Genomic DNA, 25,922 nt, shown 5'->3' with positions numbered 1-25,922 from the left:
TCGGAACCGCCGAGGTCACCAGGCACACTTCACTCCCATGGCAACCACCACGGTCGCACCGCCGAGCGGCACCGGAACCTCCCGTTCCGGTGCCGCTCGGCCGGCGTTCCTCCTGCTCATGACGGTCGCGGCGGTCGTCGCCCTGGCGGTCGCGCTCGGCGCGAGCGTCATGTTCGGCAGCCGCTCCACCTCGTTCGGCGAGGTCCTCGACGTGCTCGGCGGCAGCGCCGACGCCAATGTCACCGCCATCGTCGAGAGCCGCTACCCGCGTACGGTCCTCGGCGTCCTCGCCGGGCTCTGCCTCGCCGTCGCGGGCACGCTCATGCAGGGCGTCTCCCGCAATCCGCTGGCCGAACCGGGCCTGCTCGGCATCAACGCCGGGGCCTCCGCGAGCACCGTCGCCGCGACCGCCTGGCTCGGTGCCTCGGGCGCCACCGACACCATGTTGTGGGCGTTGCCCGGAGCGCTGATCGCCGGGGTGCTCGTCCACGTCATCGGCTCCGCCGGTACGGGGACGAGCGTGGTGCGCCTGGTGCTCGCCGGGGCCGTGCTCACCGCCGTACTGATGGCGTTCATCCAGGCGGTGACCCTCAGCAAGCCGCAGGTGTTCGACAGCTACCGCTACTGGGTCGTCGGGGCGCTCGGCGGCCGGGACTTCGACGTGTTCTGGTCCGTGCTGCCCTTCGCCGCCGTCGGTCTCCTCCTCGCGCTCGCCCTCGGCCCCGGCCTCAACGCCCTGGCCCTCGGGGACGCGACCGCCGTCGCCCTCGGCTCCAACCCGGCCCGCACCCGGGGCGGCGGGCTGCTCGCCGCCACTCTGCTCAGCGCCGCCGCGACCGCCGCCGTCGGCCCGATCGCCTTCGTCGGCCTCGCCGTTCCCCACGTGGTACGGGCCCTGGTCGGCGTCGACTTCCGGGTCCAGCTCCTCTTCTCCGCGCTGCTCGGCCCGACCCTGCTGCTCCTCGCGGACGTGATCGGCCGGACCGTCATGCGCCCCAGCGAGCTCATGGTCGGCGTCGTCACCGCGTTCATCGGCGCACCCGCGCTGCTCATCGCCGTACGCAGGATGCGGGGCACCACATGACGCTCACCACCGAACCCACCGCCCCCGCCCGCGAGTCCGTCAAGGCTCCCCGCGGCTATCTGGTCGTCGGCCGCGCGGTGGCGGTGCCGATGCGCCGCGCCTCCGTCCTCGCCTTCGCCGGGCTCCTGGTCCTCCTGCTGGCCGCCGCCGTGGCCACGCTCACCTGGGGGCGCCTGGGCCTCGACCCGGCCGACCTGCCCGCCGCCCTCCTCGGGGACGCCCAGGGCAAGGACCGCTTCGTCTTCAACCGGCTCCGCGGCCCCCGGCTCACCGTGGCCATCGGGGTCGGCGCCGCGCTCGGCCTCTCCGGCGCGCTCTTCCAGTCCGTCACCCGCAACCCGCTCGGCAGCCCCGACGTCATCGGCCTCTCCGCCGGGGCCGGGGCGGGCGCCGCGATCTGCGCCCTGATGTTCCCCGGCACAATCCCCGTCGCCCTCGGCGCGCTCATCGGCGCGGTCGCCGCGATGGCCCTCGTCTACGTCTCCACCGGCACCGGCTTCCGCAACCCCGCCCGGCTCGTCATCGCCGGTATCGGGGTCGCCGCGATGGGCGCCGCTCTCACGCAGTACGTCGTCTACGCCCTGGAGCGCGACAAGGCCTCGGTCCTCACCGCGTACGTCAACGGCAGCCTGACCGCCCGCTCCTGGTCGGACGCCACCACCATCTGGCTGGTCCTGCTGGCCGTCGCCCCGCTGACCGCGCTGATCTCCCGGCGGCTCGACATCGGTGAGATGGGCGACGACATCTCCGAAGGGCTCGGCGCCGAACCGAAGAAGGCCAAGACCCTCGCCGTCATCCTCGCCATCGCCCTCTCGGCCGCCGCCGTCAGCGTCTCGGGCCCCATCGCCTTCATCGCCCTGACGGCCCCTCAGATCGCCAGGCGCCTCACCCGCGGCTCCGGCCCCCACCTGCTGCTGTCGGCCCTCACGGGCGGGCTGTTGCTGGTCGCCGCGGACCTCTGCGCCCAGCAGCTGCCGCTCTTCGACGACCTGCCGGTCGGCATCTACACGATGGCCATCGGCGGCGCCTACCTCGGCCATCTGCTGGTACGGGAGTGGCGCCGGGGCGTGCTCTGAGGCCGGCCCCGGTCCGCCACCACGGTCGTCAGGGCGGCGGTCCCGGCGTCAGGGCAGCAATCCCGAGCGTGCCGCCGCCACGCCCGCCTGGAAGCGGCTCTCCGCGCCGAGGCCGCTGTTGAGCGCGGCCACATGGCGCCGGAAGCTGCGCACCGACACCCCCATCTGGCGGGCGGCGGTCTCGTCCTTCAGCCCCTCGGCGAGCAGCTCTGCCACCATGCGGTGCACCTCGTCGAGGGCCTCGCCGTAGCCGCGCTCGTCCGCCTGCACGGGGGTCCCGTCGCGCCAGGCGGTCTCGAAGAGGTCCTTGAGATACCGCACCACGGTCGGGTCGCGGGTCACGATCGTGCAGGTGCCGTCGGGGCCGTCCTCGTCCCCGGCCTGGTGCACCAGATAGGCGACCCGGTCGTCGAAGACCACCATGTGGGCGAAGGGGGCCGCCATGGTGCGTACTTCGCCGCCGAGCCTCGCCAGCCGGTCGACGTGCGACCGCAGTTCGAGGTCGGGCAGGGCCGTGTGCGCGTACAGCCCCCGCAGCCGCAGCCCGCGCTCCGCGACTGCCAGGTCCCGCTGGGCCGCCTCCTGGTCCAGCACGCGACCGCCCGGATCTGCGGGCGGGTGCATGACAGCCATCTCCTCCGCCGCCTCCAGCGCGGACGCGAGCATCGCCGCCCCCGCCGCGTCCCGGCCGATCAGCACCTCCACCCCGCCCGTGCGGGAGGCGATCCGCCGGCCCTCGCGGTGCAGCGGGTCCAGCTCCATGAAGGCCTGGCGCAGTTCCGCGACCCGCCGCAGGGCGGTCCCGGCGGCCCGGTGCTCGGCGCGCAGCCGCTCCTCGACCGGGTCCAGGAGTTCGTGCGCCGCGACGCGCGGGTCCGCCGCGCTCCAGCGCCCCACGCTGTGCACCACGAGCCGCAACTGCGCCAGATCCGCGAGGTGTTCCCCGACGACCGCCGGCGGGAACCCGGTGCTCGCACCGACGTCCTCGGCGCTGCTGTGGGGAGCCCGCACCAGCGCCGCGTAGATCCGTATGCAGACCTGGTCGAGCTCGGGCAACAACGGCCACCCCCGCGGCTGATATCTGCTGACACGTGAACTGGCCCGCCATACTGCCCGCGTCGCCGGGGGAAGGACAGCGGCGTATCAGATCCTGAGATCACCGCCGACCGCCGCCCCGCGCCCTCCGCCCGGTGCGGGAAGCCGCAGGCCCGGCGGGTTCCGTGGCCGTACGGGGGCCTGTCACTGGCAGGTCCGTGCCGTCAGCTTGCTGCCACCTCGGCCCCCTGGTCCGTACCACGTGAGCGCTGTCAGGGTCCGGAGGGCCAGGCGGCCCCGGGCCGAACAGCACGCAACGGAGGAACCCATGACGACCGCTCCCGCCGACCCCACCACCAGCGCGTCCACGGACTGGCGGATCACGCCGGAGTTCACCTTCACCGACGAGGAGTCCGCGGCGCTCGCGGAGGCGATCGGCACGGTGTCGGCCAACCCGTACCGGCTCTACGACGCCCACGCCTTCCAGATCGCCCGGCTCGTCGAGGACGGCGTCGTACCCGAGCGCTTCCGCGCCTACGTGGAGACCCTCGCGGACCGCGACCGCCACCAGGAGCCGGTCGTCGTCCTGAAGAACGTGCCCTACGACCGGGACGTACCCGTCTTCGACTTCGACGAGCCGGTGAAGTCCAAGTACGAGCTGAAGCGGACCTTCGTCGCGGAAGGCTTCCTCGCCCTCTTCGCCCAGCTCGCGGGGACCCCGCCGATCGGCTACCTGAACGTGAACGACGGCGATGTGTTCCAGGACATCTACCCCAAGCGCTCCATGCAGACCAGCCAGTCGCAGAAGGCGCTCAACGCGATCCACTTCCACAAGGACCTCGCCAACCACTTCGTCCGCCCCGACCAGGTCTACATGGTGGGCATGCGCAGCAACCCCGAGAACGAGGTCTACACCTCCTTCGTCCGCAACATCGACGTCATCGCCTCCTTCACCGAGGAGGAGCTGGAGCTGCTGCGCAGCCCGCAGTTCCACACCCCGTTCGACGACCTGACGGTCATGGGCGGCTCCCTGGAGCTGGGCGAGGCCGACAAGCACCCGGTCATCGGCGGCGAGGACGACCTGCGCTACTTCGAGAACCGGACGGTCGGCGTCACCGATGCCGCCCGCGCGATCGTGCCGAAGGTCTCCGCGACCCTGCACGCCCTCAAGCAGCGGGTCTTCATCGAGCCCGGCGACTTCGTGATCACGTACAACAACCACACCGTGCACGCGAAGGAGGTGCTGGAGGTACGCAAGCCCGAGGAGCTGCGCAGCCGTTGGATCATCAAGACGGTCAACGTCGACGACCTGGAGCCGCACGCCCGGCACCTCATGCCGGGGACGCGTCACCTCGTGAATGGCTGACGGACCCGCCCGCTCGTGGTGCGCGGCGTACGGCGGCTGTGTCTGCGGCCACCGGCTGCACGGCGCCGACGGGACCCGCGCGGTCCCGTCGGCGGCCCTCGCCGTACGCCGCCTCGCCCACGCCGCCCGCCCGTTGGTGGTCATCGGCCCGGGACCGGTGGGCGCCCCCGCCGCCCTGGCCCTGGCCGCGCTGGCCCAGGCCGAGGTGCTCCCGGTGGTGGCCCTGGGCAGGGCCGCGGCCTGGCCGCCGACCGCGCCGTATCTGCTGCTCGGAGGCCTGGGACCGACAGGAACCGAGCCTGCGGGACTTGCCCTGCGGGCCGCCGACGTGATCGTGTGGGCGGACGGTCCCGCCGAGGCCCGCACCTGCGTGCCGGCCATGGTGGCCCCGCACCCCGCACACCACCGGGGCGCGGGCGTGGACCGTACGGACTGGTGGGCCGACATCACGAGCTGGCGGCTCCTCCGGAGGAAGAACGGTGCCGCGGCCGTCAGCACGGGCGCGGCGGACGAAGGAGTCCACGGGGGCACCGGCCCGCCCACCGTGCGGCTGACAGCCGCACGGCCAGGACCGGGTGCCGCCGCGCTGTACTCCGTGCCGCGCCCCGGACCCCCGGGACACCCCATCGACCGGCATCCGTCCCCGCCGGGCATCCGCCCGGCCCCCGCCCCCCTCCTCCCGGCGTCCGGCACCACCGCGGGACGCCTCGACCCCGACGGTCCCTCAGCCCTCCCGCCCCGCCCGGGAGGCCCGTCGGCCGACCCGCCCCGCCCGCGAAAGAGAGCGACGACCATGCCGACCCCGCCCCCGAGCCTCGCCGACCTGATCGAGACCGCCGCGCGTACGCACCCCGAGGCGGTCGCGGTCGAGGAGTCCGGACACCTCCTCGGTTACGGCGACCTCCTGACCGGCGCCCGGGCCGTCGCCGCCGACATCACGGCCGCCCGGGCCCGCGCCGTCGCGGTCACCGGCGAGCGCGGGGCCGCGCTCGTCACCGCCGTCGTCGCCGCCGTCCTGGCGGACGTGCGGCTCGTCCTGGTCGACCCCGTGCTGCCCGAGGCGCGGCGCGCGTCGATGATCCGGCAGAGCGGGGCGGAACTGCTGCTGACCGCCGGGGCCGGGGGCACCGGCATCTCGTTCGAGCCGCTGCCCGCCGAGGCGCCGGGCGGGGCCTCCGCGGGGGCTTCCACCGGCGAGGTGCTGCCCGGCTATGTCTTCTTCACCTCCGGCACCACCTCCGCCCCGAAGGCGGTCGACGGACGCTGGTCCGGCATCGCGCACTTCACCCGCTGGCAGCGGGACACCTTCGGCATCGGCCCCGGGGACCGCTTCGCCCAGCTCACCGGGGTCTCCTTCGACGTGGTCCTGCGCGATGTGTTCACCCCCCTGATCTCGGGCGCCACCCTCTGCGTCCCGCCCGCCGGCACGGCGACCGCGCCGGGCGGTGTCCCGGGCTGGCTGACGGCGGCCGGGATCACCGTCGTCCACACCGTCCCCTCGCTCGCCGCGCGTTGGACCGCCGCGGCCCGTGCGGAGAGCGGCGCCGCCGACGCCCTGCGGCTGACCTTCTTCGCGGGCGAGCCCCTGCCCGCGGCGGCCGTCACCGGCTGGCGCGAGCGGTTCGGCGGCACCCGGGTGATCAACCTCTACGGTCCCACCGAGACCACCCTCGCCAAGTTCTGGCGGGACGTGACGGAGCCGGGGCCCGGCATCCAGCCGGTCGGGGAGCCGCTGCCCGGCACCAGCGCCGCCCTGGTCGACGGCGAGGTCTGGATCAGCACCCCGTACGCCACGCGCGGCTACCTGGACGCCGCCGCGACCGCCGACCGCTTCGTGTCCGCGCTGCCCGACACCGGGGTCGAGGCCGTCATCGGGGGAGGGGCTGCGCAGGGGGCGGCCGAGGACGTCCCCTGGTACCGGACCGGAGACCTCGGCCGCCTCGGTGACGACCGCGCGCTCCACCTTCTCGGCCGCTCGGACTTTCAGGTCAAGATCGACGGCAACCGCGTCGAGCCTGAGGGCATCGCGGCCCTCCTGCGCGAACACCCCGCGGTGCGCAACGCCGTCGTCGTCGCCCACCGCCGCTCCGACGGCGCCGCGCGCCTCGTCGGCCACTACGCCGCGGAGCCCGGGGCGGGCGCCGAGCCCCTGGTCCGGCAGTGGGCGGGGGAGCGGCTGCCCGCCGCCCATGTCCCCTCCACCCTGGTCCGCCACGACGAACTGCCCCTGAACGCCAACGGAAAGGTCGACCGGGCCGCCCTGCCGGTGCCGGGCGCCGACGACGGAGCGGGGAGCGGCGCCGGGGTGGAGGGCGCCCGCGACGCGCTGACGCGGACCGCCGTCGAGGTCTTCCGCGCCGTGCTGCCCGACGCGCCCGACCGTGCCGACAGCGACTTCTTCCAGTACGGCGGCACCTCGCTGGACGCCGCCGACCTGTCGGTGCGGCTCCTGGACGCCACCGGCCGCAGGCTGGAGATGAGCGAGGTCTACACCCTGCGGACCCCGCGGGCGATGGCCGACGCCCTGCGCGGACGCCCGCTCGACAGCCAGGGCGGCATCCCGCGCGGCACCCACCCGGACCGTACGGGACTCTCCCCCCAACAGCGCCGCTACCGCAACGTCTACCTGCCCCGGGTCAACCGCTCCTGGAGCAACATGCCCGCGTTGTTCGCCCTGCCCGACGCCACGGACGCCCCGGCCCTGGAACGGGCGCTGCGCACCGTGCTCGACCGGCACGAGAGCCTGCGGGCCCGGTTCACCGAAGCGGCCGACCCCGAAGCGGCCCCCGGCGCACCGCGCCCGCTGCACCAGCACTTCGTGCCTACGGCGGAGCTGGCCCTCGACATCGCCACCGTCGACCTGCGGACGCTGCCCGACGCCGAACAGAGCGCCCGCATGGAGGAGTTGCGCATCGAGGGAGCCAACACCCCCATCGTGATCGACCACGCGCCGCTCTTCCGCACCACCCTGCTGCTCCACCACGGCGACCGCGCCACCCTCCTGTGGAACGTGCACCACATGGTCTCCGACGGCTACAGCCAACGGCTCCTGCACCAGGAGCTGACGCTGCTGCTCACCGGCGCCGAGCGGGAGCTGCCCGAACTCCCCATCGGCTACCGCGACTACATCGCCTGGCGCGAGCGGCTCGCCACCGACCCCGAGGCCCTCGCACCCCACCGCCGCTACTGGCAGCAGGTGTTCACCGAGCCGTACGAGCGCCCGCTGCTGCCCGCGCGCGACGGGGTGGCGGACGCGGCGCGCGGCATCGCCCACCAGTTCCCGGTCCCCGACGACCTGCGCGCCGAGGTGGCCGCGTTCTGCCGCGACCGCGGCACCACGCCGTTCTCCGTCTACTTCGCCGCCTACACCCTCATGGCCCACGACCTCTACCGGCGCGAGGACCTGCTGATCGGCACCCCGGCCGCCGGCCGCACCCGCCCCGAGTTCAGCAACCTGGTGGGCAACTTCATCTCCCTGGTCGGCATCCGTGCCCGGCGCGGCGAGGCGGCGACCTTCGCCGCCCTGGTGCGGGCCCTCCAGGACCGTACGGTCCTCGCGATGGAGCACCAGGACTACCAGTACGACGAGGTCATGGCCGACATCGGCGCCGAGCCGGACGACGACCGCTTCCCGCTGACCACGGTCTTCATCTCGCTGGTCGAGGCCCCCGCGGACCAGGCCGCGGCGCTGTGCGCCCCCGCCCACCGGGATCTCGGCTGCGAGGTGAAGTTCGACCTCATGGGCTACCTGCGGCGCGCGGGCGAGATGGTCGCGCTCGACCTGCACACCCGTCAGGGGCTGCTCTCCCCGGAGCGGCTGGAGACCCTCGCCGCCTCGTTCCTCGACCACCTGCGCGCCGGACTCAAGGAGAACTGACCGTGGCACACGCCGTCCTCATCTGCTCCGGGGCGCGGGTCCCCGCGGCCCGGCTGCTCGACCACCCGCTCCTGGACCGGCTCAGCATCATCACCGAACACGGCCACACCGCCCGCTACCCCGACGGCGTGGCCGTGGAGACCGTCGGCTCCGTCCACGACGTGGACGAGGTCCTCGCCGCCGCCTGGCGGATCGCGGGCCGCCACCCGCTGGACGGCGTGCTCGCCCCGTACGAGGTGGGCCTCCCCGCCGCCGGATACGTGCGCACCGTCCTCGGGCTGCCCGGACCGGACTTCACCACGGCGACCCTCTTCACCAACAAGCACGCCATGAAACAGCGGCTGGCCGCCGCCGGGCTGCCCCTGATGCCCTTCGCCGGAGCGCACAGCGACGCCCAGGTCCGGGCGCGGGCGGTGGAGTTCGGCTGGCCCGTGGTGGTCAAACCCGCCTACGGGGGAGGCAGCAAGGACGTCGCCGTCGTCGCCGACGCGGCCGAACTGGACGCCTGGCTCGCCGGAGGCGGCAGCCCCCGCCCCCGCAACCCCACGGCCGTCGTCGAGCGCCGCGCCGACATCCTCGTCGAGTACCACTGCGACGGGGTGGTCCACGACGGCGCGGTGCGGTCCGTCGTGACCTCGCGCTACCTGGAACCCGTCCTCGGCCGGATCGGGCAGGGCGACCCCTACGGTTCGTACCAGCTCCCGTCCGACCACCCCGAACACCGGGCCGTCGCGGAGCTGCACGCCGCCGCCGTCGCGGCGCTCGGCCTGCGCTCCGGCGTGACCCACCTGGAGGTGTTCGGCACGCCCGACGGGCTGCGCGTCTCCGAGGTGGCCTGCCGTCCCGGCGGCGGTGCCATCCCGGCCGCGATCCATCTGCGCAGCGGCGTCGACCTGGTGGACGCCTGCGTCCGTACGTCCCTGGGCCTGCCGCCCTTCCCCGACGGCACCCCGGCACCGGCCCGTACCGACGCCCGCTACGTGGGGCACTGCGGGCTCGCCCTGCGCCCGGGCACCATCACCGAGCTGAGCACGGAGGCCGAACTGGCCGCGCTGCCCGGCGTCCTGGACGTCGTGCTCCACCAGCGGGTCGGTGACCGGATCGCGGGGCACATCTACTCGGCGTCGGCGGCCGGGTTCGTCCACGTGGGCGCGGACACCGAGGAGGAGGTCCGCGAACGGCTCGCAACGGTACGAGCCGCGTACCGCATCCGTACACGGCCGGACGGCACGGGCCCGGACGGTACGGGTCCGGAGAGCACGCGACCTGAAGGTCCCCCGGCGAGCGCGGCCCCGGACAGCACCGTCCCCGACAGGACCGCTCCGGACGCCACCGACCCGCGGCCCCCGACACCGGACCACGCCGCATCCGTGGCCCCCGCCCGCCCCGTCGCCGAGGCGGTCGCCTCATGAGCGCCACGCCCACGCCCACCGTCCGCCCCGTCCCCGATGGCGTCACCCACGTCCTGGTCGGCTACAGCGCCCAGCTCATGGCCGAGGTCGACCGCCTCCTGCCGCCCGGCAGCGTCCTCGTCGTGGAGGAGCCGCACGTCATCCGGGCCCGGGACGTCCGCACCGCCGCGGCCGGCCACCGCTGTGTCGCCGGGGTGCTGGCCGCGCCCACCCAGGACGAGGCCCGCGCCGGTGAACTGGCCTCCCTCGTCCCGCGCCCGCCCGGCGTGCGCGCGGTGATGCCCGCCGTCGAGTACGGGGTGGTCGCCGCGGCGGCCCTCGCCGCCGCCTGGGGCCTGCCCGGCGCGGGCACCGAAGCGGCCCGGCTGCTGCGGGACAAACTGGCCCTGCGCCGCGCCGCCGCCCGGCGGGACGTCCCCCAGCCCGCGTTCACCGAGGCCACCGGACCGGCCGATGTCGATGCCCTGCGCGCCCGGCACGGTGGCCGCTGCGTGCTCAAGCCGGCCAACCGGCAGGCCAGCCTCGGCGTCGTGCTCATGGACCCCGGGGACGACACCGCCGAGGCCTGGCGGCACACCGTCGCCGCCGACGAGCCCCGCCTCCGCGTCCACTACGCCGACACCGCCCGCTACCTGGTCGAGGAGCGGCTCGACGGCCCGGAGGTGAGCGTCGAGGCACTGGTCCACGAAGGCGTGGTCGGCTTCCTCAACGTGACCGCCAAGCAGGTGCTGCCCGGGCCCTACCCCGTCGAGCTGGGCCATACCGTCCCCGCCCCCGAGGACGGCCCCGGAGGCGCCGCACGGGAGGCCCTGGCCCACGCCACGGCCGAACTCGTGGCCGCCGTCGGCTTCTCGACCGGCGTCCTCCACGCCGAGTGGGTGCTCTCCGACGGCCGCCCGCACCTGATCGAGTGCGCGGGCCGCCTGCCCGGCGACCACATACCCGACCTCGTCGACCTGGCGTACGGCGGCGAAGGCCTGCTGGCCGGGCTGCTCGCCCTGCTCTCCGGCGACGGCCCCCGCCCGCCCCGCCCCGCCGCACAGGGCGCGGCGATCCGCTTCCTGCCCACGCCCGCCGCCCCCGGTGCCGTGGTCCGTTCGGTCTCCGGGGTCACCGACGCCGAAGCGCTGGACGGCGTGCAGCGGGTGGCGGTCGCGCTCCGCGAGGGCACCGGGATCGGGCCGGTCACCAACTCCTGGCAGCGGGCGGGCCATGTCCTCGCCACCGGCACGACCCCCCAGGAGGCGGCCCGCACGGCGGAACGCGCCGCGGCGGCCGTGCGTTTCGGCCTGGCCGCACCGGCCGGTGAACCCCGGTGAGCCCCGCCGTGCGCAAGGTGCTCGACGCCTACGTCCCCGCCACCCGGGCCGGGCGGGTCTTCGCGCTCTCCACCCTGCTGAGCGCCTTCGGCACCGGCCTCTTCCTCGCGGGCGCCGCCGTCTTCTTCACCCGCCAGGCCGGACTGACCCCCACCCAGCTCGGTACCGGCCTCGCCCTCGCCGCCGCCTTCGGCCTCGCCGCGCTGCTGCCCCTGGGAGCGGTCGCGGACCGCTTCGGGGCCCGCGCCACGTTGGTCGGGGCGCTGCTCTGGCGTGCCCTGTGCTTCGTCGGTCTCGCCTTCGTCCAGGGGCCGGTCGCCTTCACCGTCGTGGCGGCCTGTCAGGCGGCCGCCCAGAGCATCACCGCACCCGTCACCCAGGCCCTGGTCGGCACCCTCGCGGACGAGGGCGACCGGACGCGCATGATGGCCGTGATCCGTACCGTACGGAACGTCGGCTTCTCCCTGGGCGCGTTGGCCGCCGCCCCGCTGCTGCTCGCGGACGGCGTCTGGCTCAACCGGGGCGTGCTCCTGGGCAACGCCGTCGCCTTCGTCGCCGCGGCCGTGCCGGTGGCCCGGCTCCGGCTCGCCGCCGCGCCGCGTCCCGTCACCGTCCGCAGCCCGCTCGCCGCCTTCGGCGCCGTACGGGACTGGCGTTACGTCTGTCTCACCGCGCTCAACGCGGTGCTCGCCCTCCACATGACGCTGCTGGCGGTGGGGCTGCCGCTCTGGGTGACCCACCACTCGGACGTGCCCGACGCCCTCGTGCCGTTCCTGGTGCTGGTCAACACCGTGCTGGCGATCGCCCTCCAGGTGCCCTTCGCCCGGGGCGTCACCGAACCCCGGAGCGGTGCGCGCGCCCTGCGCCGGGCCGGGCTCGCGCTCGCCGTCTGCGCCGCGCTGCTCGCCGTGCCCGCCGGAGCCGCACCCGCCGTGGCGATCGGCGCCGTGATCCTCTCCTGCGTCGCGCTCACCGCCGGTGAACTCTGGCAGGCCGCAGGCGGCTGGGAACTCTCGTACGCCTATGCCCCCGAGAACCGCCGCACCACCTATCTGTCGCTCTTCGGCCTGGGCACATCGGCGCAGGACATGGCGGGCCCGCTGGTGGTGGCCCTGGTCCTCGGCGTCGGCAGTGCCGGATGGCTGGCGCTGGCCGTGGTCTTCGTGGCCGCCGCGCTGCTGGCCGGGCCCGTCGTACCGCTCCTGGAACGCCGCCCCTCCGCCCCCGCGCCCGCAGAAGCGGCGTCCGCCGCACCGACCCCGGGATGAGTGCCATGGCCCCCCACCCGCACACCGCCACCCACGCCCCCGTCACGGTCCGCGCCGCCGACTCGCCCCGCGCGCACCGGGAGTGGGACCTCCTGGCCGCCCCCACGCCGTTCTACTGCGGCGCGCCCTGGCTGGAGTTCAGCGACACCGACCACGTCGCCGAGGCCCGCTACCTGGTCGCCGAAAGCACCGAAAGCACCGCGAGCGCGGGCAGCGGCGGGGACGACGGAACGGCCCGCCCGGTCGCCGGGCTCGTCGCCCACTGGTCGCCGCGCGAGAACAACGAACGGTACGTCCCCGAGCGGGTCTTCCCCGACCTCGACCGCGCGGACGTGCTGACCCTCGGAGGCAGACGCGGCTACCTCAGCGGCCCCCTGGCCGCCCCGGGGCTCACCCCCGCGCGGCGGGGCGCCGCGCTCGGGGCGCTGATCGACGCGGCGGCCGCCTGGCGCCCCGCCGCACAGGGCCGCTGGTGGTGGCCGTATCTGACCGGCGAGGACGCCGGGACCGTCCGTACCGCCCTCTCCGCCGCCGGACACGGCGCGGTGGCGGCCCGGCTGATCGGGGCCGACTGCTCGATCGCGGTGCCCGAGGGCGGGCTCGACGCCCACATCGCCGCCCTGCCCGCCAAACAGCGCCGCACCAACGCCCGCCGCGAACTGCGCGCGTTCACCGAGAGCGGGCTCCGTATCGTCCGGGCCACCCTGGCGGAGCACGTCGACACCCTCGGCCCGCTGCTCGCCAACGTCCAGCAGCGGTACGGCCACGACCACAGCGCCGAGCAGATGACCTCCCTGCTGCGCCGCCAGGCCGAGCACCTCCAGGACTCCTCGGTGGTCTTCCTCTGCCGTACCCCGGACGACGACCGGACCATCGGCTTCTGCCTCGCCTACCGCCACGGCCGCTCGCTCGCCGTGCGCGTGGTCGGCTTCGACTACGACCGGCTGCCCGGCGCCGCCGAGTACGCGCAGCTCGCCGTCTACGAACCGCTGCGCTACTGCCACGAGTCCGGGCTCGACCGCCTTGAGCTGGGCATGGAGTCCTTCGAGGCCAAGTGCCGCCGCGGCGCCGCGCTCCGCCCCCTCTGGGCCCTGTCGCACGGCCTCCCGGCGCCCGCCCCCGGCACCCCGGACGCCCGCCGCGACGCGCTCCTGGCCGCGCTCCCGGCGTACGAGGCCGAACTCTTCCGCACCGCCACGGAGGCCGGACCCGCCTAGGGCCTGTCGTCCCCCAACTCCGCGAACAGCTCCCGCAGGGTCTCCTCGCTCGGGATGTGGTCCGGCTCCCGCTTCTCCGTCAGCCGGGCGGCGGGGAGGAGCGCCGCGGTCGCCTCGGCCGCCGGGAACGGCACCTCCTGGTCGGCCGGTGCGTGCCACGATCTGGAGGCCCATGGCGAGGCGGGTGCGGGCCCGGACCGGCGCGAGCATCGAGGAGAGCGCGGCCCGCGCGGCGCGCGCTTCGGCTTTCGCCCGGTCCGCCGTCGCCCCGTTCTTCTCCGCGCTCTGTTCCGGCTCCCCCTGCGGGCCGTCGTCGTGATCCGTCCGCTCGCGCCTCCTCCTGGCATACCTCGGCACAGCTCTGCCGCTATCAGAGACAGGATGTCGTGATTAGGCAAGGCTAACTTTATATTGATGTGGGCGGACAGAGCTCCTCCCCGGCTTCTTCGTTCCGTATCAAGGGAGTTCGGCCGCGGAGCGCGGAGGAGGCGCCCGGATCGGGGCGCCGGAGACGGTGACGACTGGTCACGTACAGGTTCGTCGACCATACTGCCCGCCGTGGAGCAGAGCATAGATTCGAACAAGAAGCCCGAGTTCGCCGCAGGCACCGACCCGGCGTTCATCCCCCTCCCCGGCCTGGCGGCGCCCGCCGCGCCCCGGAAGACCGAACCGGAAGCGGAGGCCGACCCGAAGACGGAGCCGGAGCCGGAGGTGGAGGAGGCGCCGGGGGCAGCCACCGACGCCGACGGCGAAGCGGACGCGGAGGCGGAATCGGTACAGGGCCCGGAAGCGGAAGCGGAGGGCGCAGCGGAAGCGGAGGGCGCCGAGGACGGTCCGGTCTTCGAGATCAGTGACCGCCGCGGTTCGATCCGGGTGGCCCGGGAAGGCGTCCGGTTCACGCTGGACGACCAGGAGGCCGAGTTCGACTGGGCCGAGATCGGCGCGGTGGAGATGCACCCGGCCCGCTTCGGCCGCCGGTTCACCGTGACCGTGCACCTGTCGACCCGGCGCTGGTTCAACGCCGAGGTCGAGGCGGCGAGCCGGGCCCAGCTCAAGGAGTGGCCGGCCGAGCTGGACGCCGTCCTGGACGCCTACTTCGAGGAGTCCTGACCGCACCGCCGCGCCCCGGCCGCCGCCCTGGGGCCGGGGATGGTGCGCCGGGGCGACCGGGGCGCGTGATGCCGTGCGCGACGGGGTGCGCGGGGCCGTGCGCGACGGTGGTGTGTGCGGAGCCGTACGCGACGGGCCGCGCAGGGCCGGGCGGCGGCGTGCCGGGGCCCGGGCCGTCACTCCTCGCCGCGTCGGGAGCCGTTACGGCCCCGGAGGCGCGTCACCACGTACCAGGTCACCGACAGCACCGCCGCCCCGAGCACGACCTTGGACATGATGCCGACGTACGTCCCGACCACGTCCCAGCTGTCCCCGAGCCAGTAACCCGCCAGCACCAGCACGGTGTTCCACACCAGGCTGCCCGCCGTCGTCAGTGCCACGAACACCGGCAGCGGCATGCGCTCCACACCCGCGGGCACGGAGATCAGGCTCCGGAAGACCGGCATCATGCGGCTCAGCAGGACCGCCTTGGTGCCGTGCCGTGCGAACCACTCCTCCGTACGCACCAGGTCGGAGGCCTTGACCAGCGGCAGCTTGGCCCACAGGGCGTGCATCCGCTCCCGGCCGAACACGGCCCCGAGCCCGTACAGCGCGACCGCCCCCACGACCGAGCCGAGCGTCGTCCAGAACAGGGCGGAGGCCAGACTGAGCACCCCCTGCGCCACGGCGAACCCGGTCAGCGGCAGGATGATCTCGCTCGGCAGCGGGGGAACAGGTTCTCCAGGGCGATGGCGAACCCCGCCCCCGGCCCGCCGAACGTCTCGACCAGCCCGGTGGCCCACCCCGCGATGCCTCCCTGGGGCCCCTCGGCGGCGGCGACGGCTGACAGTGCGAGGTGCATGGGCTCTCCGGCATGGGGGGCGTAGGGCGCTCGGGGGGCGTGGGGCGCTCGGGGGGTGCGGGGCGCGCGGAGGGGATCGGCCGCGCCCCTGCCGCCATCCTCCCTCAGCCGTGACCCCGCCCCGCCGACCGGGGCCGGTGGCGGGGGCGCGGAGCCGTTTCCCGGGGCGGCTGTGCGAGGCTGGCGGCGGTCCGGCACGCCGCCGGCGACCGCGCTCCCGGGAAGCGCGGAGCCCGGCGCCGGACGGATGAGGAGAGGTACGTGGCCAGGGACGCCCGGTGGGACGCGCTGCTGGAACTGGTCGGCAAGCACGGCAGGGTGGAGGTCGAGGAGGCGGCGGCCGCGCTCGCCGTGTCGGCCGCGACCATCCGCCGCGACCTGGACCAGCTCGCCGAACAGCACCTGCTCACCCGCACCCGGGGCGGGGCGGTCGCGCACGGGGTCTCGTACGAACTGGCGCTCCGCTACAAGACCGGCCGCCACGCCCCCGAGAAGCAGGCGATCGGCCGCGCGGTCTCCGAACTCGTCGCCGTCGGTGAGGTGGTCGGTCTGACCGGCGGTACGACGGTGACCGAGGTGGCCCGGGCGCTGGCGGTCCGCCCCGATGTCGTCGGTGAGACGGCGGTCGCGGGCGGGCCGCCGACGCTCACCGTCGTGACCAACGCGCTCAACATCGCGAGCGAGCTGGCGATCCGGCCGCAGATCAAGATGGTCGTCACGGGCGGGGTGGCCAGACCGCAGTCGTACGAACTGACCGGCCCGCTCGCCGTCGGGGTGATGAACGAGATCACGCTCGACGTCGCCGTCCTCGGGGTCAACGCCATCGACCTCGAACGCGGCGCCTACGTCCACCACGAGGGCGAGGCGAGCGTCAACCGGCTCCTCGCGGAGCGGGCCCAGCGGGTGGTGGTGGCGGCCGACTCCTCGAAGATCGGCAAGCGGGCCTTCGCCCGGGTCTGCGACCTCGGGCGGATCGATGTGCTGGTCACCGACTCCCGTATCCCGGCGGCCGCCAAGGACCGGCTCGGTGAGGCGGGGGTTCAGGTCGTCACGGTGTGAGCGCGGTCCCGGCCCGGTGCGGGAGCGACTCGATCCGGCCCTTCGCCGTGTCGCTGGTACGCCGAACGGGTGAGGGAGGAGAGGATTGGCCGATGAACAGTGAGTGCAGCCGGCGCGGACCCGCCCGGCTCGACGACGGGGTGGCCCTGTGAGCAGGTACGACAGGTACGACAGATATGACGCCACCGACGAACAGTGGGAGGGGCTGGCCCAGGTCGTACCCCTGCGCGGCCGCGACGAGTGGCCGTCCCGGATCGACCACCGCACGGTCCCGGACGAACGCGCGGCCGAGCAGCGCCGCCTAGTGGTGCTGCGGGTGCAGGTCTTCGCGGACGCCCGCGAGGTCGCGGAGTACCTGGTCGCCCAGGTGCCGGTGCTGCTCGACCTGACGGCGGCGGAGACGGACGTGGCCAAGCGGATTCTCGACTTCAGCAGCGGTGTGGTCTTCGGGCTCGGCAGCGGTATGCACCGCGTCGACCGGAACGTCTTCCTCCTCGCCCCGGAGGGCATGGAGGTCGAAGGGGTCACGCCCGCGGGCCTCACCCAGGCGTAGCGCCCGCGCCACCCCGGCTCCGGCCCCGAACGCCATGGCCCCGCCACCGGACGCCCCTGTGGGCGTCCGGGGCGGCGGTGGTAGACCTGGGGCCGTGACGGAACTCGATGTGACAGAACTCCAGCGCCGGCTGGTCGCGTTCGCGGCGGCCCGGGACTGGGGGCAGTACCACACCCCGAAGAACCTGGCGGCGGCCCTGAGCGTCGAAGCCTCCGAACTGCTGGAGATCTTCCAGTGGCTGACGCCCGAACAGTCCGCGCGGATCATGGACGAGCCCGGACAGGCCCATCGCGTGACCGACGAGGTCGCCGATGTGCTCGCCTATCTCCTCCAGTTCTGCGCGGAGTTGGGCATCGACCCGCTGCGGGCGCTGGCGGCCAAGATCGAGCGGAACGAGGAACGCTTCCCCGTCCCTGCCCCCGCTCCGGACCCCGGCCCGGACTCTCCGGAAACCCGGGATCGTCACTCTTCGGAGTGATCGAGTTATCCACAATCGATTTTGTGTCCACAGATTTCCGATTTCCTCTGGCCTTCCGGTGCCATCTACCTCACTGTGGGTAATGAAAGAGGAGAGCAGGGTTGTGTGACGGCAGGCACGACGGGGGAGACCTGGCATGGAAGCGGAGCGACTCATCGAGAGCGGGCGGCGGGCCCTGGCGGAGAGCCGGGGCGCGCTGGAGGTCATGGCGGAGGCCTGGCAGGCACAGGCCCTCGCGCGGACGGTCGGCAGCCGGCTGGCGCTGCTCGGCCCGATGGAGTTACGGGGGGAGGCGCGGGCCCTCGGTGAGATCGGCGGCGGGTGCCCGGCGCCGGACCATCCGGCGGTCCTCGGCCGGGGCACCCGGGCGGCACAGCTCTCCGGGATCACCGATGTGCGGGCGGCCCTGACGGGCCTGGCGCTGCTCCTCGGAGAGGCGGGCATCGCGCTCGTCTCGGTGGCCTGCGACACGGGGGAGGACGGTCTCTACTGGCAGTGCATCGAGGCCATGGACGCCGCCGACGAGTCGCTGGACCGGGTGCACGGGCTGCTGAGACGGCTGGGCGAGCGGGAGCGGGAGCGCGACGGCCCCTACGGCGGGATACGCGGCCCGGCCCCGTCGGCGGCGGGGTCCTGAGGGAGCGCCGCCGCTGAAAGGGGCAGGATGGGGGGCATGGATCTTCGCATCTTCACCGAGCCCCAGCAAGGGGCCGACTACGACACCCTGCTCACCGTCGCCAAGGCCACCGAGGACCTCGGCTTCGACGCCTTCTACCGCTCCGACCACTATCTCCGCATGGGCTCCGGCGACGGCCTGCCCGGACCGACCGACGCCTGGATCACCCTGGCCGGCCTGGCCCGTGAGACCAAGCGGATCCGGCTCGGCACCCTGATGACGGCGGGCACCTTCCGGCTTCCCGGCGTGCTCGCCATCCAGGTGGCGCAGGTGGACCGGATGTCCGGCGGCCGGGTCGAACTGGGCCTGGGCGCGGGCTGGTTCGAGGAGGAGCACAAGGCCTACGGCATCCCGTTCCCGAAAGAGAAGTTCGGCAGGCTGGAGGAGCAGCTGGCGATCATCACCGGCCTCTGGGCGACGGAGATCGGCAAGACCTTCAGTTACGACGGCACCTACTACCAGCTCACCGACTCGCCCGCGCTCCCGAAGCCCGCCCAGCCCAAGGTGCCCATCCTGGTCGGCGGCCACGGCGCGACCCGCACCCCGCGCCTCGCCGCGCAGTACGCGGACGAGTTCAACATCCCCTTCGCCTCGCTGGAGGACAGCGAGAAGCAGTTCGGCCGCGTCCGGGCGGCGGCCAAGGCGTTCGGGCGCGAGCCGGACGACCTGGTGTACTCCAACGCCCTGGTCGTCTGCACCGGCAAGGACGACGCCGAGGTGGCCCGGCGGGCGGCGGCCATCGGCCGGGAGGTGGCGGAGCTGAAGGCCAACGGGCTGGCCGGCTCGCCCGCCGAGGTGGTCGACAAGATCGGCCGGTACGCGGAGATCGGCTCGTCCCGGATCTACCTCCAGGTCCTCGACCTGGCCGACCTGGACCACCTGGAGCTGATCTCCTCGCAGATCCAGTCCCAGCTGAACTGAGACCGCTCCCGGCCGGACCGGCACCGCATCCGGCCCCGGGAAAGGGACGAGGAGGAGATGACATGAGTTCCGGCCGTACGGTGGCCGAAGCGCTGGCGGAGGGACCCGTCCTGCTGGACGGCGGGCTCTCCAACCAGCTGGAGGCCCAGGGGTGCGACCTCTCCGACGCGCTCTGGTCGGCCCGGCTGCTGGCCGACGCGCCGGAACAGATCGAGGCCGCCCACCTGGCGTATCTGCGGGCCGGGGCACAGGTGCTCATCACCTCCGGCTACCAGGCCACGTTCGAGGGTTTCGCGCACTGGGGGATCGGGCCGGAGCGGGCCCGGGCGCTGCTCGCCCGCAGCGTGGAGCTGGCCCGGCGGGCGGCTGGTGCCGCCCGCCGGGCCGATCCGGGGCGGGAGGTCTGGGTCGCCGCCTCGGTCGGCCCGTACGGGGCGATGCTCGCGGACGGCAGCGAGTACCGGGGGCGGTACGGGCTCGCGGTTCGGGAGCTGGAGCGGTTCCACCGCCCCCGGATGGCGGCGTTCGCGGAGGCGGGGCCGGACGTGCTGGCGCTGGAGACGGTGCCGGACATCGACGAGGCCGAGGCGGTGGTGCGGGTGGCCGAGGAGACCGGGCTGCCGTACTGGCTCTCGTACAGCGTGGCGGGCGGCCGGACCCGGGCCGGGCAGCCGTTGGAGGAGGCGTTCGCGGTGGTCGCCGGGCGGGACCGGGCGGTGGCCGTCGGGGTCAACTGCTGCGACCCGGCCGAGGCGGAGGAGGCGGTGCGGGTGGCGGCGGAGGTCACCGGCAAGCCGGCCGTGGTCTACCCGAACAGCGGGGAGGGCTGGGACGCGGAGGGCCGGGGGTGGACGGGGCGGTCCACCTTCGCCCCGGAGCGGGTGCGGGCCTGGACGGGGGCCGGGGCACGGCTGGTCGGCGGCTGCTGCCGGGTGGGGCCGGAGCACATCGAGGAGCTGGCGGCGCTGCTGGGCGCGGGGCCGGGGGCCGGGCCGAGTGCCGGGCACGGTGGGGACGGGGCGCCGCACTCCTGAACCGGGGCCCGGCCGGAGAGCGGGGGAAAATGCCTGGTGGGGGACGGGAGGTGAGGACCATACTCGGACAGGTGTTCCTGACGATCAGTACGACCGGCACCCCAGAACGTCCCGCCACGGACCTCGGCTTCCTGCTGCACAAGCACCCCGACCGGGCGCAGACGTTCTCCACCTCGCACGGCACCGCCCACGTCTTCTACCCCGAGGCGTCCGCCGAGCGCTGCACGGCCGCACTCCTGCTGGAGGTGGATCCGGTGGCGCTGGTGCGGCGCGGCAAGGGCAAGGGCCGGGGCGGGGCGCCCGACGCGGCGCTCGCGCAGTACGTCAACGACCGCCCCTACGCGGCCTCCTCGCTGCTCTCGGTAGCCCTGTCCGCCGTCTTCAAGTCCGCGCTGGCCGGAGTCTGCCGGGCCCTGCCCGAGCGGGCCGAAGCTCCGCTGCCGCTGCGGATCGAGGTGCCCGCGCTCCCCGCCCGGGGCGGTGCGGAGCTGGTGCGCAAGCTGTTCGCGCCGCTCGGCTGGGAGCTGGTCGAGGCCACGGCCGTACCGCTGGACGAGCAGTTCCCGGCGTGGGGCGACTCGCGTTACGTACGGCTCGTGCTGGAGGGGGAGTTGCGGCTGGCCGACGCCCTGCGCCAGCTCTACGTCCTGCTGCCGGTGCTCGACGACGCCAAGCACTACTGGGTCGCGCCCGACGAGGTGGACAAGCTGCTGCGGGCCGGTGAGGGCTGGCTGGCCGACCACCCCGAGCGGCCCCTGATCACCCGGCGCTATCTCTCCCACCGCTGGGGGCTGACCCGCCAGGCCGACCAGGCCCTGGAGCTGGTCCGGCTCGCGGAGTCGGACGACCTGGACGTGGAGAGCGTCGACAACGCGGTGGACGAGAGCACCGACACCGAGGAGAAGCCGGTCCCGCTCGCCGAGCACCGCCGCACCGCGATCCTCGAAGCGCTGCGCACGGCCGGTGCCCGCCGGGTGCTCGACCTGGGCTGTGGCCAGGGCCAGTTGGTGCAGGCGCTCCTCAAGGACGTGGAGTTCACCGAGATCGTGGGCGTCGACGTCTCCATGCGGGCCCTCACCATCGCCTCGCGGCGGCTGAAGCTGGACCGGATGGGGGAGCGCCAGGCGGCCCGGGTGACGCTCCGCCAGGGCTCCCTCACCTATACGGACAAGCGGCTCAAGGGGTACGACGCCGCCGTGCTCAGCGAGGTGATCGAGCACGTCGACCTGGACCGGCTGCCCGCCCTGGAGTACGCGGTCTTCGGCTCGGCCCGCCCGCGCACGGTCCTCGTGACCACGCCCAACGTGGAGTACAACGTCCGCTGGGAGACCCTCCCGGCCGGGCACGCACGCCACGGGGACCACCGGTTCGAGTGGACCAGGGCCGAGTTCCGCGCCTGGGCCCGGAAGGTGGCCGAGCGCCACGGCTACACCGTCGCGCAACTGCCCGTCGGCCCGGACGACCCCGAGGTCGGCCCGCCCACCCAGCTGGCCGTCTTCACCCTGACCGACACCGCGCACGACCACAGGACCGAGAAGAAGAAGGAGGCGGAAGCCGCATGACGAACACCCACGACACCGACACCGACACCGACAGCGACACCAGCACCCCCACCGGCGCCGCCCCCCGCACCCTGCCCGTGCCCGACCTCTCCCTGGTCGTTCTCGTCGGCGCCAGCGGATCGGGCAAGTCCACCTTCGCCCGCAAGCACTTCAAGCCCACCGAGATCGTTTCCTCGGACTTCTGCCGGGGCCTGGTCGCCGACGACGAGAACGACCAGAGCGCCAGCGGCGACGCCTTCGACGTGCTGCACTACATCGCGGGCAAGCGCCTCGCCGCCGGGCGGCTCACCGTCGTCGACGCCACCAGCGTCCAGTCCGAGAGCCGCAAGCAGCTCGTCCGGCTGGCCCGCGAGCACGACGTGCTGCCCGTCGCCGTCGTCCTCGACCTCCCCGAGGAGGTCTGCCTCGCCCGTAACGCCGCACGCCCCGACCGTGCGGACATGCCCCGCCATGTCGTCCAGCGCCACCGCCGCGAGCTGCGCCGCTCCCTGCGCGGCCTGGAGCGCGAGGGCTTCCGCAAGGTGCACATCCTGCGCACCGAGGAGGAGGCCGAGAGCGCCGAAGTCGTCCTGGAGCGCCGCTACAACGACCTGCGCCACCTCACCGGCCCGTTCGACATCATCGGTGACATCCACGGCTGCCGCTCCGAGCTGGACACCCTGCTCGGCAAGCTTGGTTACGTGGACGGCGCCCACCCCGAAGGGCGTACGGCCGTCTTCGTCGGCGACCTCGTCGACCGGGGCCCGGACAGCCCGGGCGTGCTGCGCCGCGTCATGTCCATGGTCGCGGCGGGCACCGCCCTCTGCGTCCCCGGCAACCACGAGAACAAGCTCGGCCGCTATCTCGCGGGCCGCAAGGTCCAGCGGACCCACGGCCTCGCGGAGACCATCGAGCAGCTGGAGCGCGAGGACGCCGAGCACCCCGAGTTCCGGCAGCAGGTGCGGGAGTTCATCGACTCCCTGGTCAGCCACTACGTCCTGGACGGCGGCAACCTGGTGGTCTGCCACGCCGGGCTGCCCGAGAAGTACCACGGCCGCGCCTCCGGCCGGGTCCGCTCGCACGCGCTGTACGGGGACACCACCGGCGAGACCGACGAGTTCGGCCTGCCCGTGCGCTACCCGTGGGCCGAGGAGTACCGGGGCCGTGCCGCCGTCGTCTACGGCCACACCCCCGTGCCCACCACCTCCTGGATCAACAACACCATCTGCCTGGACACCGGCGTCGTCTTCGGCGGGAAGATGACCGCGCTGCGCTGGCCGGAGCGCGAACTCGTCGACGTACCGGCCGAGAAGGTCTGGTACGAGCCCGCCAGGCCGCTGTCGACCGAGGCGCCCGGCGGCCGGGAGGGCAGGCCGCTGGACCTCGCGGACGTGCAGGGCCGCCGGGTCGTGGAGACCCGGTACATGGGCCGGATCGCCGTGCGCGAGGAGAACGCGGCCGCCGCGCTCGAAGTGATGAGCCGGTTCGCCGTCGACCCGCAGCTCCTGCCGTACCTCCCGCCCACCATGGCCCCCACCGCCACCTCCCGCGAGGACGGCTTTCTGGAGCACCCGGCCGAGGCGTTCGCGCAGTACGCGGCGGACGGCGTCGAGCGGGTCGTGTGCGAGGAGAAGCACATGGGCTCCCGGGCCGTCGCCCTGGTCTGCAAGGACGCGGCCGCCGCCACCGCCCGCTTCGGCACGGACGGACCGGCCGGCGCCCTCTACACCCGCACCGGCCGCCCCTTCCTGGACGACCCGGCCCTGACCGAAGGCGTCCTGGACCGGCTCCGTACGGCGGTCACCGCCGCCGGGCTCTGGGAGGAGTGGGAGACCGACTGGGTGCTGCTCGACGCCGAGCTGATGCCCTGGTCGCTCAAGGCCGGCGGCCTGCTGCGCTCGCAGTACGCGGCGGTCGGCGCGGCCTCCGGCGCGGTCTTCCCGTCCGCGCTCGCCGCCCTGGAGACGGCCGCCGCGCGCGGGATCGACCTCGGGGAGCTGGCCGGACGCCAGCAGGGCCGGGCTACGGACGCGGCCGCGTTCACCGAGGCGTACCGGCGCTACTGCTGGACCACCGAAGGGCTGGACGGGGTACGGATCGCCCCGTTCCAGATCCTTGCCGTCCAGGGCCGCTCGCTGGCTGCCGTCCCCCACGACGAGCAGCTGGCCTGGCTGGACCGCCTCGTCGAGCACGACCCGACCGGGCTGCTCCAGGTCACCCGCCGACTCGTCGTGGACCCGGCCGACGAGGCGTCCGTCCGCGCGGGCACCGACTGGTGGCTGGAGCTGACCGGACGCGGCGGTGAGGGCATGGTCGTCAAGCCGCTCGGCGCCCTGGTCCGGGACGCCAAGGGCCGGCTGGTCCAGCCGGGCATCAAGGTGCGCGGCCGGGAGTATCTGCGGATCATCTACGGCCCCGAGTACACCCGCCCGGAGAATCTGGAGCGGCTGCGCTCCCGCTTCCTCGGCCACAAGCGCTCGCTGGCGCTGCGGGAGTACGCGCTCGGCCTGGAGGCGCTGGACCGGCTGGCCGAGGGCGAGCCGCTGTGGCGGGTCCACGAGGCGGTCTTCGCCGTCCTGGCCCTGGAGTCGGAGCCGGTCGACCCCCGGCTCTGAGAGCCGCCGCAACCCGTGGGCGGTTCGCGGGGTGAACGGTGCTCCGCCCGGTGAGGATGAAGGCATGGGATTCCACGTCGACTCCGAAGCCGGGCGGCTGCGCCGCGTCATACTGCACCGCCCCGATCTGGAACTGAAGCGGCTGACCCCCCGCAACAAGGACGCGCTCCTCTTCGACGACGTGCTCTGGGTGCGCCGGGCCCGGCAGGAGCACGACGGGTTCGCCGACGTGCTGCGCGACCGGGGGGTGGAGGTGCACCTCTTCGGCGACCTCCTCCAGGAGTCCCTGGACATCCCCGTCGCGCGGCGGCTCGTGCTCGACCGGGTCTTCGACGAGAAGGAGTACGGGCCGCTCGCCACCGAGCATCTGCGCGCCGCCTTCGAGGAGCTGCCCTCGGCGGAGCTGGCGGAGGCGCTGGTCGGCGGGATGACCAAGCGGGAGTTCCTGGAGCGGCACAGCGAGCCGACCTCCGTCCGCTTCCACGTGATGGACCTGGACGACTTCCTGCTCGGCCCGCTGCCCAACCACCTCTTCACCCGGGACACCTCCGCCTGGATCTACGACGGGGTCTCCATCAACGCGATGCGCTGGCCCGCCCGGCAGCGCGAGACCGTCCACTTCGAGGCGATCTACCGTCACCACCCGCTCTTCACCGGTCCGGAGGCCGGGGTCTTCCACCACTGGTCGGAGGGGCAGGACGACTACCCGTCCACGATCGAGGGCGGTGACGTCCTGGTCATCGGGCAGGGGGCCGTCCTGATCGGGATGAGCGAGCGCACCACCCCGCAGGCGGTGGAGATGCTGGCGCGCGGCCTCTTCGACGCCGGTTCCGCGCGCACGATCGTGGCGCTCGACATGCCCAAGGCCCGGGCGTTCATGCACCTGGACACGGTGATGACGATGGTCGACGGCGACACCTTCACCCAGTACGCGGGGCTCGGGATGCTCCGCTCGTACACGATCGAGCCGGGCAGCGGTCCCCGTGAGCTGAAGGTCACCGACCATCCGTCCGAGCACATGCACCGGGCCATCGCCGCCGCCCTCGGCCTCGACTCCATCCGGGTCCTCACCGCCACCCAGGACGTGCACGCGGCCGAGCGCGAGCAGTGGGACGACGGCTGCAACGTGCTGGCGGTCGAGCCGGGCGTCGTCGTCGCGTACGAGCGGAACGCGACCACCAACACCTATCTGCGCAAGCAGGGCATCGAGGTCATCGAGATCAGGGGCAGCGAGCTGGGCCGGGGGAGGGGCGGACCGCGCTGCATGAGCTGTCCGGTCGTGCGGGACCCTGTGTAGTACCAGCGCTTTCGGGACAGGGGGCGACGATTTCCGGACCGAGGGGACTGTATATAGATGCAGGTGGTCGTATAGACTTCCAGCACTGTCCGTCGCCCTCCCCGGAGGGTCCGCGGACCCGTGGATCCCGCAGACACCCCCGT

The 25,922-nt window shown here is 74.0% G+C and carries 21 protein-coding genes and 1 pseudogene; 19 read left to right on the top strand and 3 right to left on the bottom strand.

The window, feature by feature from the left end; translation table 11 throughout:
* Window positions 1-37: 37 nt before the first annotated feature.
* Both DJ476_RS06125 and DJ476_RS06120 read left to right on the top strand, forming a co-directional pair.
* A complete protein-coding gene (locus DJ476_RS06125; protein ID WP_103419573.1) occupies window positions 38-1,084 on the top strand; it encodes a FecCD family ABC transporter permease in 1,047 nt (348 codons plus the stop codon).
* Entirely contained in the window at window positions 1,081-2,160 is a 1,080-nt protein-coding gene (locus tag DJ476_RS06120; RefSeq protein WP_103419572.1) for a FecCD family ABC transporter permease, read from the top strand. The genes DJ476_RS06125 and DJ476_RS06120 overlap by 4 nt, the downstream gene beginning before the upstream one ends.
* Before the next feature lie 48 nt (window positions 2,161-2,208).
* Here the strand turns inward: DJ476_RS06120 and DJ476_RS06115 are convergent, their stop codons facing one another.
* On the bottom strand, window positions 2,209-3,216 hold the full coding sequence (locus DJ476_RS06115) for a hypothetical protein (protein ID WP_103419571.1): 1,008 nt from the start codon (window positions 3,214-3,216) through the stop codon (window positions 2,209-2,211).
* A 307-nt stretch (window positions 3,217-3,523) separates the two neighbouring features.
* Here DJ476_RS06115 and DJ476_RS06110 point away from each other — a divergent pair, with 307 nt between their 5' ends.
* The 6 genes from DJ476_RS06110 to DJ476_RS06080 are packed head-to-tail and all read left to right on the top strand — an operon-like array spanning window position 3,524 to window position 13,654.
* Complete coding sequence (locus DJ476_RS06110; protein WP_103419570.1) at window positions 3,524-4,561, top strand: thymidylate synthase family protein; 1,038 nt, start codon at window positions 3,524-3,526, stop codon at window positions 4,559-4,561.
* Complete coding sequence (locus tag DJ476_RS06100) at window positions 4,554-8,438, top strand: condensation domain-containing protein (RefSeq protein WP_208853474.1); 3,885 nt, start codon at window positions 4,554-4,556, stop codon at window positions 8,436-8,438. The genes DJ476_RS06110 and DJ476_RS06100 overlap by 8 nt, the downstream gene beginning before the upstream one ends.
* Before the next feature lie 2 nt (window positions 8,439-8,440).
* Window positions 8,441-9,850, top strand: coding sequence for an ATP-grasp domain-containing protein (locus DJ476_RS06095; RefSeq protein WP_112490035.1), 1,410 nt, complete (start codon window positions 8,441-8,443; stop codon window positions 9,848-9,850).
* The gene (locus DJ476_RS06090) at window positions 9,847-11,169 is read left to right on the top strand and encodes an ATP-grasp domain-containing protein (RefSeq protein WP_103419568.1); all 1,323 of its coding nucleotides are present in this window, start codon (window positions 9,847-9,849) and stop codon (window positions 11,167-11,169) included. Before DJ476_RS06095 ends, DJ476_RS06090 begins: the two co-directional genes overlap by 4 nt.
* Window positions 11,166-12,437, top strand: a complete 1,272-nt coding sequence (locus DJ476_RS06085; protein WP_206608345.1) for an MFS transporter — start codon at window positions 11,166-11,168, stop codon at window positions 12,435-12,437. The genes DJ476_RS06090 and DJ476_RS06085 overlap by 4 nt, the downstream gene beginning before the upstream one ends.
* Window positions 12,434-13,654, top strand: a complete 1,221-nt coding sequence (locus tag DJ476_RS06080) for a GNAT family N-acetyltransferase (RefSeq protein WP_318294405.1) — start codon at window positions 12,434-12,436, stop codon at window positions 13,652-13,654. Before DJ476_RS06085 ends, DJ476_RS06080 begins: the two co-directional genes overlap by 4 nt.
* On the opposite strand, the gene DJ476_RS34815 is transcribed toward DJ476_RS06080, so the two are convergent.
* The gene (locus DJ476_RS34815; RefSeq protein ID WP_167480368.1) at window positions 13,651-13,788 is read right to left on the bottom strand and encodes a hypothetical protein; all 138 of its coding nucleotides are present in this window, start codon (window positions 13,786-13,788) and stop codon (window positions 13,651-13,653) included. The genes DJ476_RS06080 and DJ476_RS34815 overlap by 4 nt on opposite strands.
* 38 nt (window positions 13,789-13,826) lie before the next feature.
* Between DJ476_RS34815 and DJ476_RS34395 the strand changes: the two genes are divergently transcribed.
* Both DJ476_RS34395 and DJ476_RS06070 read left to right on the top strand, forming a co-directional pair.
* A complete protein-coding gene (locus DJ476_RS34395) occupies window positions 13,827-13,973 on the top strand; it encodes a hypothetical protein (protein WP_162638634.1) in 147 nt (48 codons plus the stop codon).
* 239 nt (window positions 13,974-14,212) lie between these two features.
* Window positions 14,213-14,764 (top strand): hypothetical protein, encoded by a 552-nt coding sequence (locus DJ476_RS06070; RefSeq protein ID WP_103419566.1) that lies wholly within the window; start codon window positions 14,213-14,215, stop codon window positions 14,762-14,764.
* Between the two features lie 176 nt (window positions 14,765-14,940).
* Here DJ476_RS06070 and DJ476_RS06065 read toward each other — a convergent pair.
* Window positions 14,941-15,605 (bottom strand): annotated as a pseudogene (locus DJ476_RS06065) (DedA family protein).
* A 261-nt stretch (window positions 15,606-15,866) separates the two neighbouring features.
* Here DJ476_RS06065 and DJ476_RS06060 point away from each other — a divergent pair.
* The 9 genes from DJ476_RS06060 to DJ476_RS06020 all read left to right on the top strand — a co-directional run bounded on the left by DJ476_RS06060 (window position 15,867) and on the right by DJ476_RS06020 (window position 25,779).
* Window positions 15,867-16,664 carry a DeoR/GlpR family DNA-binding transcription regulator gene (locus tag DJ476_RS06060; protein WP_103419564.1) on the top strand — a complete coding sequence of 266 codons (798 nt, stop codon included), beginning with the start codon at window positions 15,867-15,869 and terminating at the stop codon, window positions 16,662-16,664.
* Between the two features lie 148 nt (window positions 16,665-16,812).
* Complete coding sequence (locus DJ476_RS06055) at window positions 16,813-17,217, top strand: cell division protein SepF (RefSeq protein ID WP_018491767.1); 405 nt, start codon at window positions 16,813-16,815, stop codon at window positions 17,215-17,217.
* Between the two features lie 94 nt (window positions 17,218-17,311).
* Entirely contained in the window at window positions 17,312-17,695 is a 384-nt protein-coding gene (locus DJ476_RS06050; RefSeq protein WP_103419563.1) for a nucleotide pyrophosphohydrolase, read from the top strand.
* Window positions 17,696-17,831: 136 nt separating this feature from the next.
* Window positions 17,832-18,332 carry a DUF6099 family protein gene (locus DJ476_RS06045; protein ID WP_070202407.1) on the top strand — a complete coding sequence of 167 codons (501 nt, stop codon included), beginning with the start codon at window positions 17,832-17,834 and terminating at the stop codon, window positions 18,330-18,332.
* A 36-nt stretch (window positions 18,333-18,368) separates the two neighbouring features.
* Window positions 18,369-19,292, top strand: a complete 924-nt coding sequence (locus tag DJ476_RS06040; protein ID WP_103419561.1) for an LLM class F420-dependent oxidoreductase — start codon at window positions 18,369-18,371, stop codon at window positions 19,290-19,292.
* 62 nt (window positions 19,293-19,354) lie between these two features.
* Window positions 19,355-20,326, top strand: coding sequence for a homocysteine S-methyltransferase (gene mmuM / locus DJ476_RS06035; RefSeq protein ID WP_112490033.1), 972 nt, complete (start codon window positions 19,355-19,357; stop codon window positions 20,324-20,326).
* Between the two features lie 71 nt (window positions 20,327-20,397).
* Window positions 20,398-21,888 carry a 3' terminal RNA ribose 2'-O-methyltransferase Hen1 gene (locus DJ476_RS06030; RefSeq protein ID WP_103419559.1) on the top strand — a complete coding sequence of 497 codons (1,491 nt, stop codon included), beginning with the start codon at window positions 20,398-20,400 and terminating at the stop codon, window positions 21,886-21,888.
* Window positions 21,885-24,482, top strand: coding sequence for a polynucleotide kinase-phosphatase (locus DJ476_RS06025; protein ID WP_112490032.1), 2,598 nt, complete (start codon window positions 21,885-21,887; stop codon window positions 24,480-24,482). Before DJ476_RS06030 ends, DJ476_RS06025 begins: the two co-directional genes overlap by 4 nt.
* Window positions 24,483-24,546: 64 nt before the next feature.
* Window positions 24,547-25,779 carry an arginine deiminase gene (locus DJ476_RS06020; RefSeq protein ID WP_112490031.1) on the top strand — a complete coding sequence of 411 codons (1,233 nt, stop codon included), beginning with the start codon at window positions 24,547-24,549 and terminating at the stop codon, window positions 25,777-25,779.
* Window positions 25,780-25,922: the final 143 nt, after the last annotated feature.

The organism is Streptomyces bacillaris (assembly GCF_003268675.1).
Classification (GTDB): domain Bacteria; phylum Actinomycetota; class Actinomycetes; order Streptomycetales; family Streptomycetaceae; genus Streptomyces; species Streptomyces bacillaris.
This window is presented reverse-complemented; position numbering and strand designations above follow the sequence as displayed.